Here is a 14,109-nt window from a genome sequence, read left to right as displayed (position 1 = left end):
CGTCCGTCTCATCTCCCAGGGATGAGACGGACGCTGCTACCGGGCACGGGGCATTCCCGCGCCGTTGGGCTCGCCCCCTGACCAATAGGGCGAAACAACTCACCAACGATTGACCGGCTCAACTAAACTGGCGACCAGAACTGCTTCTACCCGTGCCTGGTGAAACGCCATGATTGCCCATACCCCCACGCTGTTTGCCTGTGTTGCTTTAGTGGCGACGATCATGGCGTTCTGTCTAATCCTGGTCGGCCAGTTCAATCAGCGTGACGGTTTGCTCACCATTGGTTTTGGTTTGCTGGCCCATGCCTTGGCCTATGTGGGCTACACCTTTTACGGTCATGCGCCGCTGTGGTTTACCTATGGCGCGGCCAACTCCTTGCTGGCGGTGGCGCTGGCCTTTTATGGCGCCAGCCTGTTTCGGATTATCGAGAGGCCCATGTCCTGGTGGCGGGTGTTCGCGCCGGCGGCATTGATGCTGGTGTTGATGGTCAGCCTGATCGATACCCTGGAGCCACGGATGCTCGCCGCCTCTCTGGTCTTGATGCTGCAGTGCGCCTTGATCATCTACTGGACCCGTCGCTACATCCCCGCTCAGGGCCGTGCGCGCATGCTGTTGATCATTGGTTCGAGCATCAGCCTGATCGGCTTGGGCATGCGGGTGGTGGCGGTGCTCGGCGGCGGTGCGGCGGAGATGCGCTATGACGTCAGCAACCTCAAGCAAACCATCTCGGTCAGCATTGGTACGTTCACTGCGATGATGATTTCCCTCGGCCTGGTGCTGCTGGCGAAAGAGCGCAGTGAATCGTTGCTTCAACACATGGCGCTGCGCGACGTGCTGACGGGCATTCTCAACCGACGGGCTATTCTCGAGCAGTTCTCCACCGAGTTGGAACGTGCGCGCCGAGACCGTTCCTGCCTGGCGGTGGCCATGGTCGACATCGACCACTTCAAACAGATCAATGACGTGCATGGCCATCTGGCCGGCGACGAAGTGATTTGCCACTGCGTCAACCACCTCACCCAGCGCCTGCGGCATTCCGACAGCATTGGTCGCTACGGGGGCGAGGAGTTCCTGCTGTTGCTGCCGGCCACCAACCCCGATGGTGCCATCGCCGTGCTCGATGAACTGCGCGCCTCCCTGGCCGAGGCACCGGCGCACTACGCTCAGTCGAGCATTGTGCTGCACATCAGCATCGGCGTTTGCTGCGGGGTGCCCGAGGAAAGCGACACCACCGCCAGCCTGCTGGCCAGGGCGGATGCCGCGCTGTACGAGGCCAAGGGCCTGGGGCGCAATACCTTGCGCATGGCGCCATCAGGCTCCCAGCAGAGTGATGCGCCGTCCAGTGGCCTGTCACAGGCACTCAACGGCTGACCGAGCGGCGTGCAAGGACGCTCGGAGTCGGTGCCATCACCCAGACTTGAGCCTTACTCGGCCAGCTCGACGTAGCTCGATTCCCCGCCCCCCGTCGCGCCCGACAACCAGCCCCAGACGAAGGCAAGGGTGGTGCGCCCTGCGTGATCAACACCGACCGTGCCACGCGACCAGCCGGCCAGAATCTCCCCCTCTGTCGTGACGCAGTGATAAAGCAGCTCAATGCTGTCGGGCCCCGTGGCGCGCCCCACTTGGTGCCCCATGCGGATCCGGCCGCCCTGGTAGGTGCTGGAAATGTCATTTCCCTCGACCTGATAATGAAACACCGTGCCGGCGCCGGAGACCCCGTGGCTATTGCCTGCAACGGTAAATCGGCGATTGTTCAAGCGCTCGCTGATTGCAGAAAAGGGAGTGTCCATAAGTGTCGCGTCCTTGAGTCGAGAGGTTTACCAGCCGCAACCTTGCCATGATTTCAGCCGTCCGTTGGGGTCTTTTGCATCACCACCGCCTGGAACTCAACGGGGTTTGAAAGCAGGCATCTCTTGCAGCAGCATCGTCAGCAAACGGTTGGAGCCCACGCTCAATTGGCGCCCGAGACGACTGATCAGGTGAACCCGCGGGCTGGCAAAGATTTCATTATGCAAAGGCAGTGTGCACAGGCGGCCGGCCTGCACCTCTTCATCCACCACAAAGGTCGGTAGCAGCGTCACCCCGCCTTGCATGGCATAGCGCTTGAGCATGGCGATGGTATTGCAGGTCAAGGTGGGGCTGAGCATCAGCCCCAACTGATGCTCGGCCTGGGTCAGTATCTGGCGTATACCAAATGAAACCCCCGGTAACGCCAGGCGATGGGCATCCAGGCCCGCCAGCGGAATCGGGCCAACGCTTTGGGTCAGGGGATGCTGAGGGTTCACCACCACACAGACCGGCTGGGGTTGCGAGGCATGGGAGCGGATTTTCGGGTCGGCGGCCGGGTTGAACACCAGGCCTAAATGCGCCTCATCTTCCACGACCTGGCGTATCACCTCGTTGGTTCCGCACACATTCACCTGAATCTCGATCTTGGGGTACAGCGTGGAAAAGTTGCTGAGCGGGCCCGCCAGCCCATCGATGAACCCCTCCCCCACGGCCAGGACGACAGAGCCGCTCTGCAGCCCTCTCAATGCCTGCAGCGAATCCAGCAGCAGCTCCTGGTGAGTCAGGCGTTGCCGGTAGTAACCGAGCACCCGATCACCGGCCTCCGTAGGCCTTACCCCACGTCGGTGGCGCTCCAGCAGTGGGCTGCCCAGTTCCTGTTCCAACTGCCCTATCTGGCGGCTGACAGCCGATGGCGCGACGTTGAGGACATCAGCGGCCGCTCGCACGCTGCCCAGCCTGACCGCTTCGAAAAAATAAAGAATCCGCCGATCTTGTACTTGGCTCATGGGCTGCCTGTGTTGCGTTAAAAGCAACAAAAGATTGAATTTGCGATTATTGCTGGCTCACCTGCGGCGTGTCCATACTCGGTCCATCAGTAACAGGAGATGGAAATGAGCCCTCTTTGGCAGCGCCTTCGCGACCAAGCCCAGCAGTTGAGCGAACGCAATCCCGTACTGCACGACTACGCAACCAGCCACCTGCTGGCCTATGCCTCTTTCGAGGCGGCACTCGCCGCAAACCTGGCCCGCCAGATGCAGGCGCAAGCGAGCAACGTCGCCCTGGAGCCCTGGTTCAAGTCGATCATCGACGCCAACCCGTCCATTGCCGAGGCCGCAGCCGCGGACATCCAGCACCTGGAAATCGTCAACCCGGCCTGCCCTGACCACCTCACGGCCTTTCTGACGTTCCGCGGCATTCAAGCCGTGCAGGCGCACCGCATCGCCCATGCGTTGTGGCGTGAGGGGGACGTGCAAAGCGCAGTGCTGCTGCAGAACTGGGCGGCCAATACCTGGAGCGTCGACATCCATCCCGCTGCCCGGCTGGGCAATCGCTGTTCGTCGACCATGGCATTGGCCTGGTGATTGGTGAAACCGCCGTGGTCGAGGATGAAGTCAGCCTCTGGCACGGCGTCACGCTGGGCAGCACCCTCAGCGAGGCCGGTGACCGACACCCAAAGGTTCGCCGTGGGGCCCTGATTTGCGCAGGCGCCACGGTTCTCGGAAACATTGAAGTGGGTGCCCAAGCCATCGTCGCGGCCAACTCCGTGGTGCTCAAACCCGTGACCGCGGGGACCGTTGTTGCCGGGGCCCCAGCCAAGGTGGTCGGCAACGCCCCGGCCACCCTTGCCACCTTCACCGCTAAATCCAAAGGCTGACCAGGAGCTACCACCATGACCGCCGTCGCTCAATTTCCGCAGGGTATCGATCACCCCCTGGTCACCGTGCGCCATCACGCCGAGGCTTTGGAGCTGTACCGCAAGATGGGGTTTTCGCCTTCGCCGGTGAGCTATCACCCCTGGGGCAGCGTCACCTCCTTGATGATGTTCCCCAGCAACTTCATCGAGCTGATTGGGGTCGATGACCCTTCCAAGTTCGGTACCCATTCGGTGAACGGCTTCTGTTTCGGGCGCCAGCTCGGGCAGTTCCTTGATCGCGGCGAGGAAGGTGTGTCGTTGGTGGCGCTGCACAGCCAGGATGCCGACGCCGATCATGCGCGGATGGTCGAGGCCGGGCTGCAAAGCCAGGGCCGCATTGATTTTCGCCGCCCTATGACCCTGCCTGATGGGCGCCCCGATGAAGCCGTGGTGTCCCTGGCGCTGTTCATCGACCCGGAGTTACCCGATGCCTCCAACTTTATCTGCCACCAGCATCGCCCCGAACTGATCTGGGTTCGCGGCTGGCAGGACCATCCCAATGGTGCAGACGGGATTCTCGCCATCACGTACCTGGCAGACCCCAAGCGCCTTGAACCTCGCTGGCGAGCCCTCTACGGCGATGCCGTGAGCTACAACGGGGCGGTCCTGGAAGCCGATACCCGATGCGGCGTCTTGCGCGCCATCGACGCCGCCACCGCGGCCCTGGAGTTCCCGGGTATCGCCCTTCCCAAGCGTGCCGAGGAGCGCCCCCATGGGATTTCCATCCGCCTGCACACCCGAAGCCTGAGCGCCCTACGCTCGATCCTCGAACACAACCAGGTTCCTCATCACGAGGTCCCGGGCCGGGTCTTGGTCGAGCCGCAAGCGGCCGGCAACGTCATCCTCGAATTCGTGCAGAACATCTAACTGAGACTGTTGAAATGACCATGAAAGTAGGCGTTATTGGCTTGGGCAATATGGGCGGCGGCATGGCCGCGACCCTCGCCAGCAAAGGCTTTGATGTCAGCGGATTCGACCTGTCCGACGCGGCGCTGGCCCAGGCCAAATGCAAAGGTGTCCAACCCGTCGGCGACCGCCATCAACTGATTCAACAGTCGGATATGTTGATTCTGTCGCTGCCAAAAGCCGAGCACGTGGAAGCCGTCTGCCTGGGCCCAGGCGGCGTCATCGAGTTTGGCCGTGAAGGCTTGATCGTGGTTGACACCACCACCTCCACCCCGGAAGCCAGCCGCAAGGTCGCTGCCGCCCTGGCAAGGATGGGCATCGCCTTTATCGACGCGCCGGTCTCCGGGGGCCCCAAAGGGGCCGCGACCGGCACCATGTCCATGGTCATCGGTGCCGAGGATGGGGACCTGCAACGCGCCATGCCGGTGCTGGAAGGCATGAGCGGCACCCGCGTCCACGTCGGCAAATGTGGCGCCGGCAACGTGGCCAAGATCGCCAACAACATGCTGGCTGCCTGTCACCTGATCAGCACCGCCGAAGCCGTGTCGATGGCCGCGAAAGCAGGCGTGGACCCGGAAAAGCTCCTGCAAGGACTCAACGCCGGCTCGGGCCGCAGCGGCGCCACCCAGATCATGTTCCCCACCTGGGTCCTGAACAAAGCCTATGACTCCGGCTTCACCATGGGGTTGATGCGCAAAGACGTCGGCCTTGCCAGCGACCTGGCCGACAGCCTGGACCTGGATCTGCCCCTGTCACGGATCGTCGCCCAGCTATGGCAAGCCAGCCGCGAATCGCTGCCCGATAACGAAGACTTTTGCGCGATTGTCCAGCGCACCGACGCCCAGCTTTTCGGCCGTGGAGAATAATCAATGAGCACGCAAAACATCCTCGACCTAATGCGCCCCTTCTGGGGTGACCGGAGCGTGATCGGCAGCTTTGTCGGTGGCGAGTTCATCGACGGCCACGGCTCGCCGGTGGACGTTCGCAACGCCCATGACGACAGTCTGCTGCTGAGTTTTCCCGACGCTGATGACGCGCTGATTGCCCACACCGACGCCGTAGCCAAGGCGCACAGGCGCAATGGTGGGCGCTCACGGCACAGGCACGGGGTCGTGCGATGTACCAGGTCGGCGCGCTTATTCGCGAACACAGCGACAGCCTGGCCCAGGTTGAATCCCTCACCGCCAACAAACCGATCCGTGACGCCCGGGTCGAGGTGACCAAAGTCGCCGAAATGTTCGAGTACTACGCGGGCTGGGCAGACAAACTGCACGGCGAAGTGATCCCCGTGCCGACCTCGCACCTGAACTACGTCACGTACGAGCCCCTGGGCACGGTCCTGCAAATCACCCCGTGGAATGCACCGATCTTTACCTGCGGCTGGCAGATCGCACCGGCGATCGCGGCGGGTAACGCGGTCATTCTCAAGCCCTCCGAGCTGACGGCCTTGTCGTCGTTGATGGTCGCGGTGTTGATCGAGCGCGCCGGCGTGCCCAAAGGGCTGGTCAACATCATCGCCGGCTTCGGTCACACCATCGGCCAAGGCTTCATTGCCAAGGCAGACATCCGCAAAGTGGTGTTTGTCGGCTCGCCAGCGACAGGACGGCACATCGCCGTCGCCGCCGCGCAACGTTGCATCCCTGCCGTGCTGGAGTTGGGCGGCAAATCGGCAAACATCGTGTTCGAGGACGCTGACCTGGACGTCGCCTTGCGCGGGGCGCAGGCCGCGATCTTCTCCGGGGCCGGCCAGAGTTGTGTATCGGGCTCGCGATTGCTGGTTCAGGCGTCGATCTTTGACACGTTCACCCAGGCCCTGGCGCAAGCGGCCACGAACTTCAAGGTCGGCGACCCGAGCGACCCTGAGACTCAAATCGGCCCGATCAACAACGCCAAACAGTACAACCACGTAAAAACCATGGTCGAGGGTGCATTGAAAGACGGTGCCAGGCTGGTCGGCGCGAATGCCGACCCCATCCCGGACCGGCCCGGGTATTACATCAACCCAACGGTGTTGGCCGGCACCAACGACCTGTACTGCGCGCAAGAGGAAATCTTCGGGCCGGTGGTTGTGGCCATCCCGTTCACGGACGAAGCCGACGCGATCCGCATTGCCAATGACAGTCGCTTCGGCTTGGCCGGGGGGGTCTGGACCCGCGACGTCGGTCGAGCCCACCGAGTGGCCAGGCAGGTTCGCGCAGGGACCTTCTGGATCAACGGTTACAAGACGATTCACGTCAGTTCGCCCTTCGGTGGCTACGGCGAAAGTGGCTACGGTCGCTCTTCAGGGCTGGATGCGTTGCGCGAATACAGCGAAGTGAAAAGCGTGTGGGTCGAAACCGCCGCCACGCCCGCGGTCAATTTCGGCTACGGCGCGAGCCTGGAGTGAACGCCATGTCGATTTCCAAAGCCTTGATCGACGATGCCATCGGTTGGCGTCGGGACTTTCATGCCTCACCCGAACTCGGCTATGACGAGTTGCAGACCTCCGACCGGGTGGCACAGCTCCTGGAAAGCTTTGGGATCGAGGTGAATCGCGGGCTCGGCGGCACCGGTGTGGTGGGCACCCTGAGCCATGGACAGGGCCCGGCGATCGGCATTCGAGCCGACATGGACGCCCTGCCCATCCAAGAGTTGGGGCAGTGCTCCCACCAGTCGACGCATCAAGGCTGCATGCACGCCTGCGGCCATGACGGGCACACGGCGATCCTGCTCGCCACCGCTCGCCATTTGAGTGAAACGCGAAACTTCAGCGGAACCGTTCACTTCGTCTTCCAACCCGCCGAAGAAGGTCTCGCGGGGGCGAAAAAGATGATCGACGATGGCCTGTTCGAGCAGTTCCCCATGGACGCCATCTATGGGCTGCACAACTGGCCAGGTGCCCCGGCCGGGCAGGTGGTGATCAACCCAGGCCCGATGATGGCGTCCCTCGACACGTTCGTAATCACCCTGACGGGCCAAGGCTGCCACGCAGCGATGCCCGACAAAGGCGCGGACCCCATCATCGCCGCAGCGGAGCTGATTCTTGCCCTGCAAACCATTCCCTCTCGACGTCTCTCCCCCCTCGACAGTGCGGTGATCAGCGTGACCCAGATCAACGCAGGCGAAGCAATCAACGTGATTCCCGAAACGGCGGTGCTCAAGGGAACCGTGCGTTGCTTGCAATCGCACGTCCGCGATCACGTCCAACAGTTGATCGGTCAGTTCGTCGAGCAGTTGCCTGGCGCTTTCGGCATCCGGGGGGAATTGCTCTACCAGGTCGGCTACCCGGTGACGGAAAACCATGCAGAGGCTGCGGCAAAGGTCCGCCGGGCAGCGGTAACGGCGGTGGGAGAGTCGCGCGTGCAGTGGGGTTGCAGCCCCTCCATGGCCTCGGAAGACTTCTCGTTCATGCTCAAAGCCTGCCCAGGTGCCTACCTGTGGATGGGCGCGGATGGAGAGGAACCCTCTGCGGCCTTGCACAACCCCTATTACGACTTCAATGACCAGATCATTGAACCGGCAGTCGCCGTCTGGACCCGCTTGGTCGAGCAATCTCTGCCAGCCGTTTAAGCCACAAAGCGCCGTACATTCCCGATGAATCCGGCCTCCTGGGGCCGACATAACAATAAGAGACAACCTATGCCAAACAACAAAAAGAACCACCGTCCTGGCTGGGTCCCCTGACGACCCACTCTTGTTTCTGCCCTCCAGATTTGCAGTTCAACAAAGCGCCGACAATGGGTGCTCAGGCCCCCCCTGCGCGTTGATTTGGCACTTAACCGCCACCCACACGAGAGCATCGCCATGAAACAAGAAAGAACGCTGTTGAAAGGGGCTTCGACCTTAGCGTGCCTGACCCTAGGCACACTGTTTACCCTGAGCGCCAACGCCGGCGCCACCCTTGAGAACGTCAAAAGCAAAGGGTTTGTGCAGTGCGGCATCAGCGACGGCCTTCCGGGGTTTTCCTATGCCGACGCCAAAGGTGACTTTCATGGGTTCGACGTCGACGTCTGTCGGGCTGTGGCCGCTGCCGTGTTCGGCGACGCGAAGAAGGTCAAGTACACCCAGTTGACCGCCAAGGAGCGATTTACTGCCCTGCAATCGGGCGAAGTCGACATGCTGTCCCGAAGCACCACCTGGACCTCGTCCCGCGACGGCGCCATGGGTATCCAGTTCACCAGTGTCGCCTACTACGATGGCCAGGGATTCCTGGTCAATAAAAAGCTCGGGGTGAAAAGCGCCAAGGAGCTGGACGGCGCCACCTTCTGCATCCAGGCCGGCACCGTGACCGAGTTGAACCTGTCGGACTACTTCCGCAGCAACGGCATGAAGTACACCCCCATCACCTTTGACACCTCTGACGAGAGCTTCAAGGCGCTGGAATCAGGACGTTGTGATGTGCTGACCACCGACCAGTCCCAGCTGTACGGCCAGCGCCTGAAACTGGCAACGCCCGATGACTTCGTTGTGCTACCCGAGGTGATTTCGAAGGAGCCATTGACCCCCGCAGTACGCCGTGGCGATGAAGACTGGTTCACCGTGGTGCGCTGGTCCCTCGCTGCCATGCTCAACGCCGAAGAACTGGGCATCACCTCGAAAAACGTCAACGAGCAGCTCAAGTCGTCGAAGAATCCCGACATTGCGCGGCTACTTGGAACCGAAGGTGCCCTCGGCAAGGACCTGAATCTGCCCAATGACTGGGCGGCGAAAATCATTGCCCAGGTCGGTAACTACGGTGAGTCCTTCGACCGCAATCTGGGCAGCGGCAGTGACATGAAGATCAAGCGCGGCCTCAACGCGCTGTGGAGCCAGGGCGGCCTGCAATACGCCCCGCCCGTTCGCTGACAAGGCGTTGCCCGGCAGCTTGCTGCCGGGCACTGACCCTTTGGGTTGATTCTTTGGAAAGACGTCACCCCCAACTCACACACCACACTCTGAAAATGCCGGATTGACAGACCCTTCACCCCGCCTCTGAAAAAACTCCCCCCTTTTGCTGTTCTAACGCCCACATTTTTCAATGCCAAGCCCGGGACGCTCTGCCGCACTCTGCAAATGCACGGCATGGCACCAAGCCGAAAACAGCGGGAATCATCTGCAGCGAAGCAGGCATCGCCTGCTGCACGCGCGCGTGCTTCTACGGGCCACCTATCAGCCTGCGTTCGTTAATCGCACGACATCGTATTCAGGACCGCCCTGTCGGGCTCAATGTTTGGCAACCTATGCGCAGCTGCCGACACGCCTTTGATGGGCTGTCGGTCCGTTGCCGGAACCTTCCCTGCGCAGCGGGTATTCAGATTGATCGATCCAATCAACAAAAATAGAGGAGCACGCCTTGATCAATAAAACTTTCGAATCCATTGCTGCCGCACTCGATGGCATTGCCGACGGCTCGGTCATCATGGTCGGAGGCTTCGGCACTGCCGGCATGCCGTCGGCGCTGGTGGATGGCGTCATTGAATCGGGCGCTCGCGACCTGACCATCATCAGCAACAATGCCGGCAACGGTGAAATCGGCCTGGCGGCGCTGCTCAAGGCCGGGCGGGTTGCCAAAGTGATTTGCTCGTTCCCGCGGCAATCCGATTCCTATGTCTTCGACGAGCTGTACCTGGCGGGCAAGGTGCAACTGGAAGTGGTGCCCCAAGGCAACCTGGCCGAACGCATCCGCGCCGCGGGCTCGGGCATTGGCGCCTTCTTCTCCCCGACCGGCTACGGCACGTTGTTGGCCGAAGGCAAGGAAACCCGAGTGATCGAAGGGCGCAACTATGTGCTGGAAATGCCGCTGCACGCCGACGTTGCGCTGATCAAGGCCGAACAGGGTGATCGCTGGGGCAACCTGACCTACCGCAAGGCCGCCCGCAACTTTGGGCCGATCATGGCCATGGCCGCGAAGACCACCATCGCGCAGGTCAACCGGATCGTCGAGTTGGGTGATCTGGACCCTGAACACATCATCACGCCGGGGATTTTCGTCCAGCGCGTGGTTGCTGTGCCTTCTGCCAGTTCCCTGATCGCCAACGTCAATTGAGGCCTGCCATGACCGTCATGAAAAAACTATCGCGCAACGAAATGGCCCAGCGCGTGGCCGACGATATTCTTGAAGGTTCTTATGTGAACCTGGGCATTGGCGTGCCCACCCTGGTGGCGAACTACCTGGGCGACAAGGAAATATTCCTGCACAGCGAAAATGGCGTGCTGGGCATGGGCCCGAGCCCGGCGCCCGGTGAAGAAGACGATGACCTGATCAACGCCGGCAAACAGCACGTGACGCTGCTGGCCGGTGGCGCGTATTTCCATCACGCCGACTCGTTCTCGATGATGCGCGGTGGCCACATCGATATCGCCGTACTGGGGGCCTTCCAGGTCTCGGTCAACGGCGACCTGGCCAACTGGCACACTGGCGCTGAGGGCTCGATTCCGGCAGTGGGCGGTGCAATGGACCTGGCCACCGGCGCGCGCCAGGTGTTCGTGATGATGGATCACCTGACCAAGACCGGCGAAAGCAAACTGGTGCCTGAATGCACCTACCCGCTCACCGGTATTGGCTGCGTCAGCCGGATTTACACCGACTTGGCGATTCTGGACGTCACCCCGCAAGGCCTGAAGGTGCGCGAGATCCTCGCGGACATCAGCTTTGAGGACTTGCAGACACTGAGTGGCGTGCCGTTGTTGAAGTAACGCGATTCAAGCGGCTTGCTGCGGGGGCTATGGGTCACGCGGCAAGCTGCAAGCGAAATTGAAGCCCTGCCTCTACCCCCGCATCCCGTTATTCCCGTCCATTGAATCGTCTGTGCAGGTCACTCGCGGTAGCCCCGCGCCTGTACATCGAACAAGTCGGCATAACGTCCGCCCGCCGCCATCAATTGGCCGTGGTTGCCCTCCTCCAGAATCCGCCCTCGGTCCAGCACGATGATGTGGTCGGCGCTGCGCACGCTGGAGAAACGGTGGGAAATCAACAGCGTCATGCGGCCCTTGGCATGTTCACGAAAGTGCTCGAACACGGCCGCCTCGGCCCCGGCATCTAGGGCAGCAGTAGGTTCGTCGAGGATCAGCAAGTCGGCGTCCTGGCGCATATAGGCGCGCGACAAGGCAACTTTCTGCCATTGGCCGCCGGACAGTTCCTGACCACCCAGCCAGCGCCCCAACGGCGTGGCGTAGCCCTTGCTCAAGCGCTCGATGAACTCAGCGGCAACACCCTGAGTGGCAGCACGGCGCCAGCGCGCCTGATCGTCAAACGCCTCGACGTCACCGACGCCCAGGTTTTCGCCCACGCTCATCTGATAGCGGATGTAATCCTGAAAAATCACCCCGATGCGCTGGTGCAGGGTCTGTTCGTCCCACGCTTGCAGGTCGCTGCCGTCTAGCAGGATGCGCCCCTCGTCCGGGGTGTACAGGCGGGTCAGCAATTTGATCAGGCTGGTCTTGCCCGAACCGTTTTCCCCCACCAGCGCCAGGCTTTGCCCCGGCGCCAAGTGCAGGTTGATGTTGCTCAGCGCCGGCGATTCGGCACCGGGATAGGTGAACCCCACCTGCTCGCAACGCAGCCCATCACCCGGGCGTGCCCCTTGAGTCAGTGTTCCGCGCCGCGCCGTGACCGGGACTTCCAGGTATTCATAAAGGTCCGAAAGGAACAAACCGTCGTCGTACAGGCCGGCGATGGCGCTGAGGCTGGCGGTGATTGCGCTCTGGCCCTGCTTGAACAGCACGATGTACATGGTCATCTGGCCCAGGGTCGTCTGCCCGCGCACTGTGTCCAGCACCACCCAGGCATAGGCCAGGTAAAACGCCGCGGTGCCCAGCAGCCCCAGCGCAAAACCCCAACTGTCACGGCGCACCGTCAACTGGCGGTCTTCCGTGTAAAGACGCCGAGCGTTGTCCCGGTAGCGCTTGAGCAGCAACGGGGCCAGCCCGAACAGCTTGACCTCCTTGGCATGCGCCTCGTGGGACAGCAGGGATTCCAGGTAATTCTGCTGGCGGGTCTCCGGGGCGCGCCGGTGAAACAGGCGAAAGGCATTGCCCGAAAAATGCGTCTCGGCGAAGAACACCGGCAAGGCGCCGACCACCAGGATCAACAGGGCCCATGGAGAAAAGTGCACCAGCAGCACCGCGAAACTGATCAGCGAAATCAGGTTCTGCACCAGGCCCAAGCCCTTTGTCACCAGGCTCAAGGGCCGGGTAGAAGCCCCCTGGCGCACCCGCACGAGCTTGTCGTGGAATTGCGCATCCTCAAATTGCAGCAGCGAGAGGGTCTGGGCCTTTTCCAGGATCATCAGGTTGACCTTCACCCCCAACTGCACCCGCAGCAGCGACTGCTGCATCGACAATGCCCGCTGGGCGGCGGCCAGTAACGCCAGCACGCCGGCTTCGGCCAGTACGTACTGCATGACCGGCCACACCGGCGCCTGACTGCCGGCGGCATGAATCTGCATGGCATGGACCACACCATCCACGATGCGCTGGCCGATCCAGGCGGCTAATGCCGGCAGCAAACCAGCGATCAGCGTCGCCAGCACCAGCCCCAGGAACAGGGGCCGCGAGGTCTCCCACACCAACCCCAGCGCCCTGCCGGCCTGCACGGAAAAAGCACGCAATCGTTTGAACAGCACCATGAATGCCATGGACTCCTGGTTGGGTAAGATCGGCCTGGGTAGCCGCTGGTAAACGCCGCGCGCAAGTCACGGCTGCACGGATTGCCCCGCCAGCACCTTCCCGAGCCACACCTGGATAGCCAGGCGCGGGCGCGTCAGTCTGACGAGGCGAACCTACAGCAGCGCGCCTCTCCAGACGACCCTTCCGACTATTTCCAGCGCCTCCCGAGGCACTTCAAACTCGCGGTGCGTGGGGTTGTCGCACAGCGCCCGGACCCGGCCACCGGGTTCCAATTGCAGGCGCCGCACCAATAGACTGCTGGCATCCTGAATGACGTAAATCTTGTCGTCCTGAATGTCCTTGGTGGTGACATCGATCAGCACCAAGTCTTCATCACGAATCGTCGGCGACATGCTGTCACCGCGGATATGCATGGCGGCCAGGGCCTTGCTGTCGAGCCCATGGCTGCCGAGCCAATAGCGGCAAAACGCCTGAGAGGTGAGGTTCTTCTTGCGCCCGGGAATCACCTCATCATTCGGCGACTCCAGCGCCCCGAGAAACGGCAGCATGGTCAATGAACCCGGGCGCGCCGCCTCGTTGCTCTTTTCCATAGGGCCTTCCCCGGTCGCCAGCCAGTTCAGGTTGACACCCGCCGCCAGGGCCAGGCTGACCAGCACTTTGCGCGACGGATCGCCGCCGCCCAGGTAGCGGCTGAGCCCACTGTTGGAGATACCGGCCTTCTTCGCCAGGGCGCTGGCATTGCCGGCCAGCCCGCAGATTTTCTTCAAGCGATCGACAAACTCGTCAACCGGTATTTGCGTGACGGGCAAATCACTCTTTTCGGGAACAAATCCACTCTTTAGCGAAACCATTTATCAAATGTTCTCCATCGCGAATATTGATAGATCCAAAGGTTATTTCCATTGGAAAAGAA

Annotated in this window: 11 protein-coding genes and 2 pseudogenes; 9 read left to right on the top strand and 4 right to left on the bottom strand. The window is 61.8% G+C overall.

The window, feature by feature from the left end; all coding sequences use genetic code 11:
* The first annotated feature begins 169 nt into the window (after positions 1 to 169).
* Positions 170 to 1,372, top strand: coding sequence for a GGDEF domain-containing protein (locus M1B35_RS14965; protein WP_268262350.1), 1,203 nt, complete (start codon positions 170 to 172; stop codon positions 1,370 to 1,372).
* 53 nt (positions 1,373 to 1,425) lie between these two features.
* On the opposite strand, the gene M1B35_RS14960 is transcribed toward M1B35_RS14965, so the two are convergent.
* Entirely contained in the window at positions 1,426 to 1,791 is a 366-nt protein-coding gene (locus M1B35_RS14960) for an avidin-fold protein (protein ID WP_268262349.1), read from the bottom strand.
* Positions 1,792 to 1,887: 96 nt separating this feature from the next.
* The gene (locus tag M1B35_RS14955) at positions 1,888 to 2,796 is read right to left on the bottom strand and encodes a LysR family transcriptional regulator (protein ID WP_123334086.1); all 909 of its coding nucleotides are present in this window, start codon (positions 2,794 to 2,796) and stop codon (positions 1,888 to 1,890) included.
* Between the two features lie 105 nt (positions 2,797 to 2,901).
* Between M1B35_RS14955 and epsC the strand changes: the two are divergent.
* The 8 genes and pseudogenes from epsC (at position 2,902) to M1B35_RS14910 (ending at position 11,264) form a co-directional block, all read left to right on the top strand.
* Positions 2,902 to 3,665 (top strand): annotated as a pseudogene (gene epsC, locus M1B35_RS32035) (serine O-acetyltransferase EpsC).
* Between the two features lie 15 nt (positions 3,666 to 3,680).
* Positions 3,681 to 4,571, top strand: coding sequence for a VOC family protein (locus M1B35_RS14940; RefSeq protein ID WP_268262346.1), 891 nt, complete (start codon positions 3,681 to 3,683; stop codon positions 4,569 to 4,571).
* A 14-nt stretch (positions 4,572 to 4,585) separates the two neighbouring features.
* The gene (locus M1B35_RS14935) at positions 4,586 to 5,476 is read left to right on the top strand and encodes an NAD(P)-dependent oxidoreductase (protein ID WP_268262345.1); all 891 of its coding nucleotides are present in this window, start codon (positions 4,586 to 4,588) and stop codon (positions 5,474 to 5,476) included.
* 3 nt (positions 5,477 to 5,479) lie between these two features.
* Positions 5,480 to 6,996: pseudogene (locus M1B35_RS14930) on the top strand (aldehyde dehydrogenase family protein).
* Between the two features lie 5 nt (positions 6,997 to 7,001).
* Positions 7,002 to 8,159: a M20 aminoacylase family protein gene (locus tag M1B35_RS14925; protein ID WP_268262344.1), complete on the top strand. Its 1,158-nt coding sequence runs from the start codon at positions 7,002 to 7,004 to the stop codon at positions 8,157 to 8,159.
* Positions 8,160 to 8,393: 234 nt separating this feature from the next.
* Complete coding sequence (locus M1B35_RS14920; RefSeq protein ID WP_268262343.1) at positions 8,394 to 9,434, top strand: amino acid ABC transporter substrate-binding protein; 1,041 nt, start codon at positions 8,394 to 8,396, stop codon at positions 9,432 to 9,434.
* 487 nt (positions 9,435 to 9,921) lie between these two features.
* Positions 9,922 to 10,614, top strand: a complete 693-nt coding sequence (locus M1B35_RS14915) for a 3-oxoacid CoA-transferase subunit A (protein WP_123334101.1) — start codon at positions 9,922 to 9,924, stop codon at positions 10,612 to 10,614.
* A gap of 8 nt (positions 10,615 to 10,622) precedes the next feature.
* Positions 10,623 to 11,264: a 3-oxoacid CoA-transferase subunit B gene (locus tag M1B35_RS14910; protein ID WP_123334103.1), complete on the top strand. Its 642-nt coding sequence runs from the start codon at positions 10,623 to 10,625 to the stop codon at positions 11,262 to 11,264.
* 119 nt (positions 11,265 to 11,383) lie between these two features.
* On the opposite strand, the gene M1B35_RS14905 is transcribed toward M1B35_RS14910, so the two are convergent.
* Positions 11,384 to 13,195 carry an ABC transporter ATP-binding protein gene (locus M1B35_RS14905; RefSeq protein WP_268262342.1) on the bottom strand — a complete coding sequence of 604 codons (1,812 nt, stop codon included), beginning with the start codon at positions 13,193 to 13,195 and terminating at the stop codon, positions 11,384 to 11,386.
* A gap of 153 nt (positions 13,196 to 13,348) precedes the next feature.
* Positions 13,349 to 14,005 carry a S24 family peptidase gene (locus M1B35_RS14900; RefSeq protein WP_185039265.1) on the bottom strand — a complete coding sequence of 219 codons (657 nt, stop codon included), beginning with the start codon at positions 14,003 to 14,005 and terminating at the stop codon, positions 13,349 to 13,351.
* Positions 14,006 to 14,109 lie beyond the last annotated feature (104 nt).

The organism is Pseudomonas morbosilactucae, assembly GCF_023241665.1.
Classification (GTDB): domain Bacteria; phylum Pseudomonadota; class Gammaproteobacteria; order Pseudomonadales; family Pseudomonadaceae; genus Aquipseudomonas; species Aquipseudomonas morbosilactucae.
The sequence above is the reverse complement of the archived record's forward strand: the minus strand, read 5'-3'. Positions and strand labels throughout refer to the sequence as shown.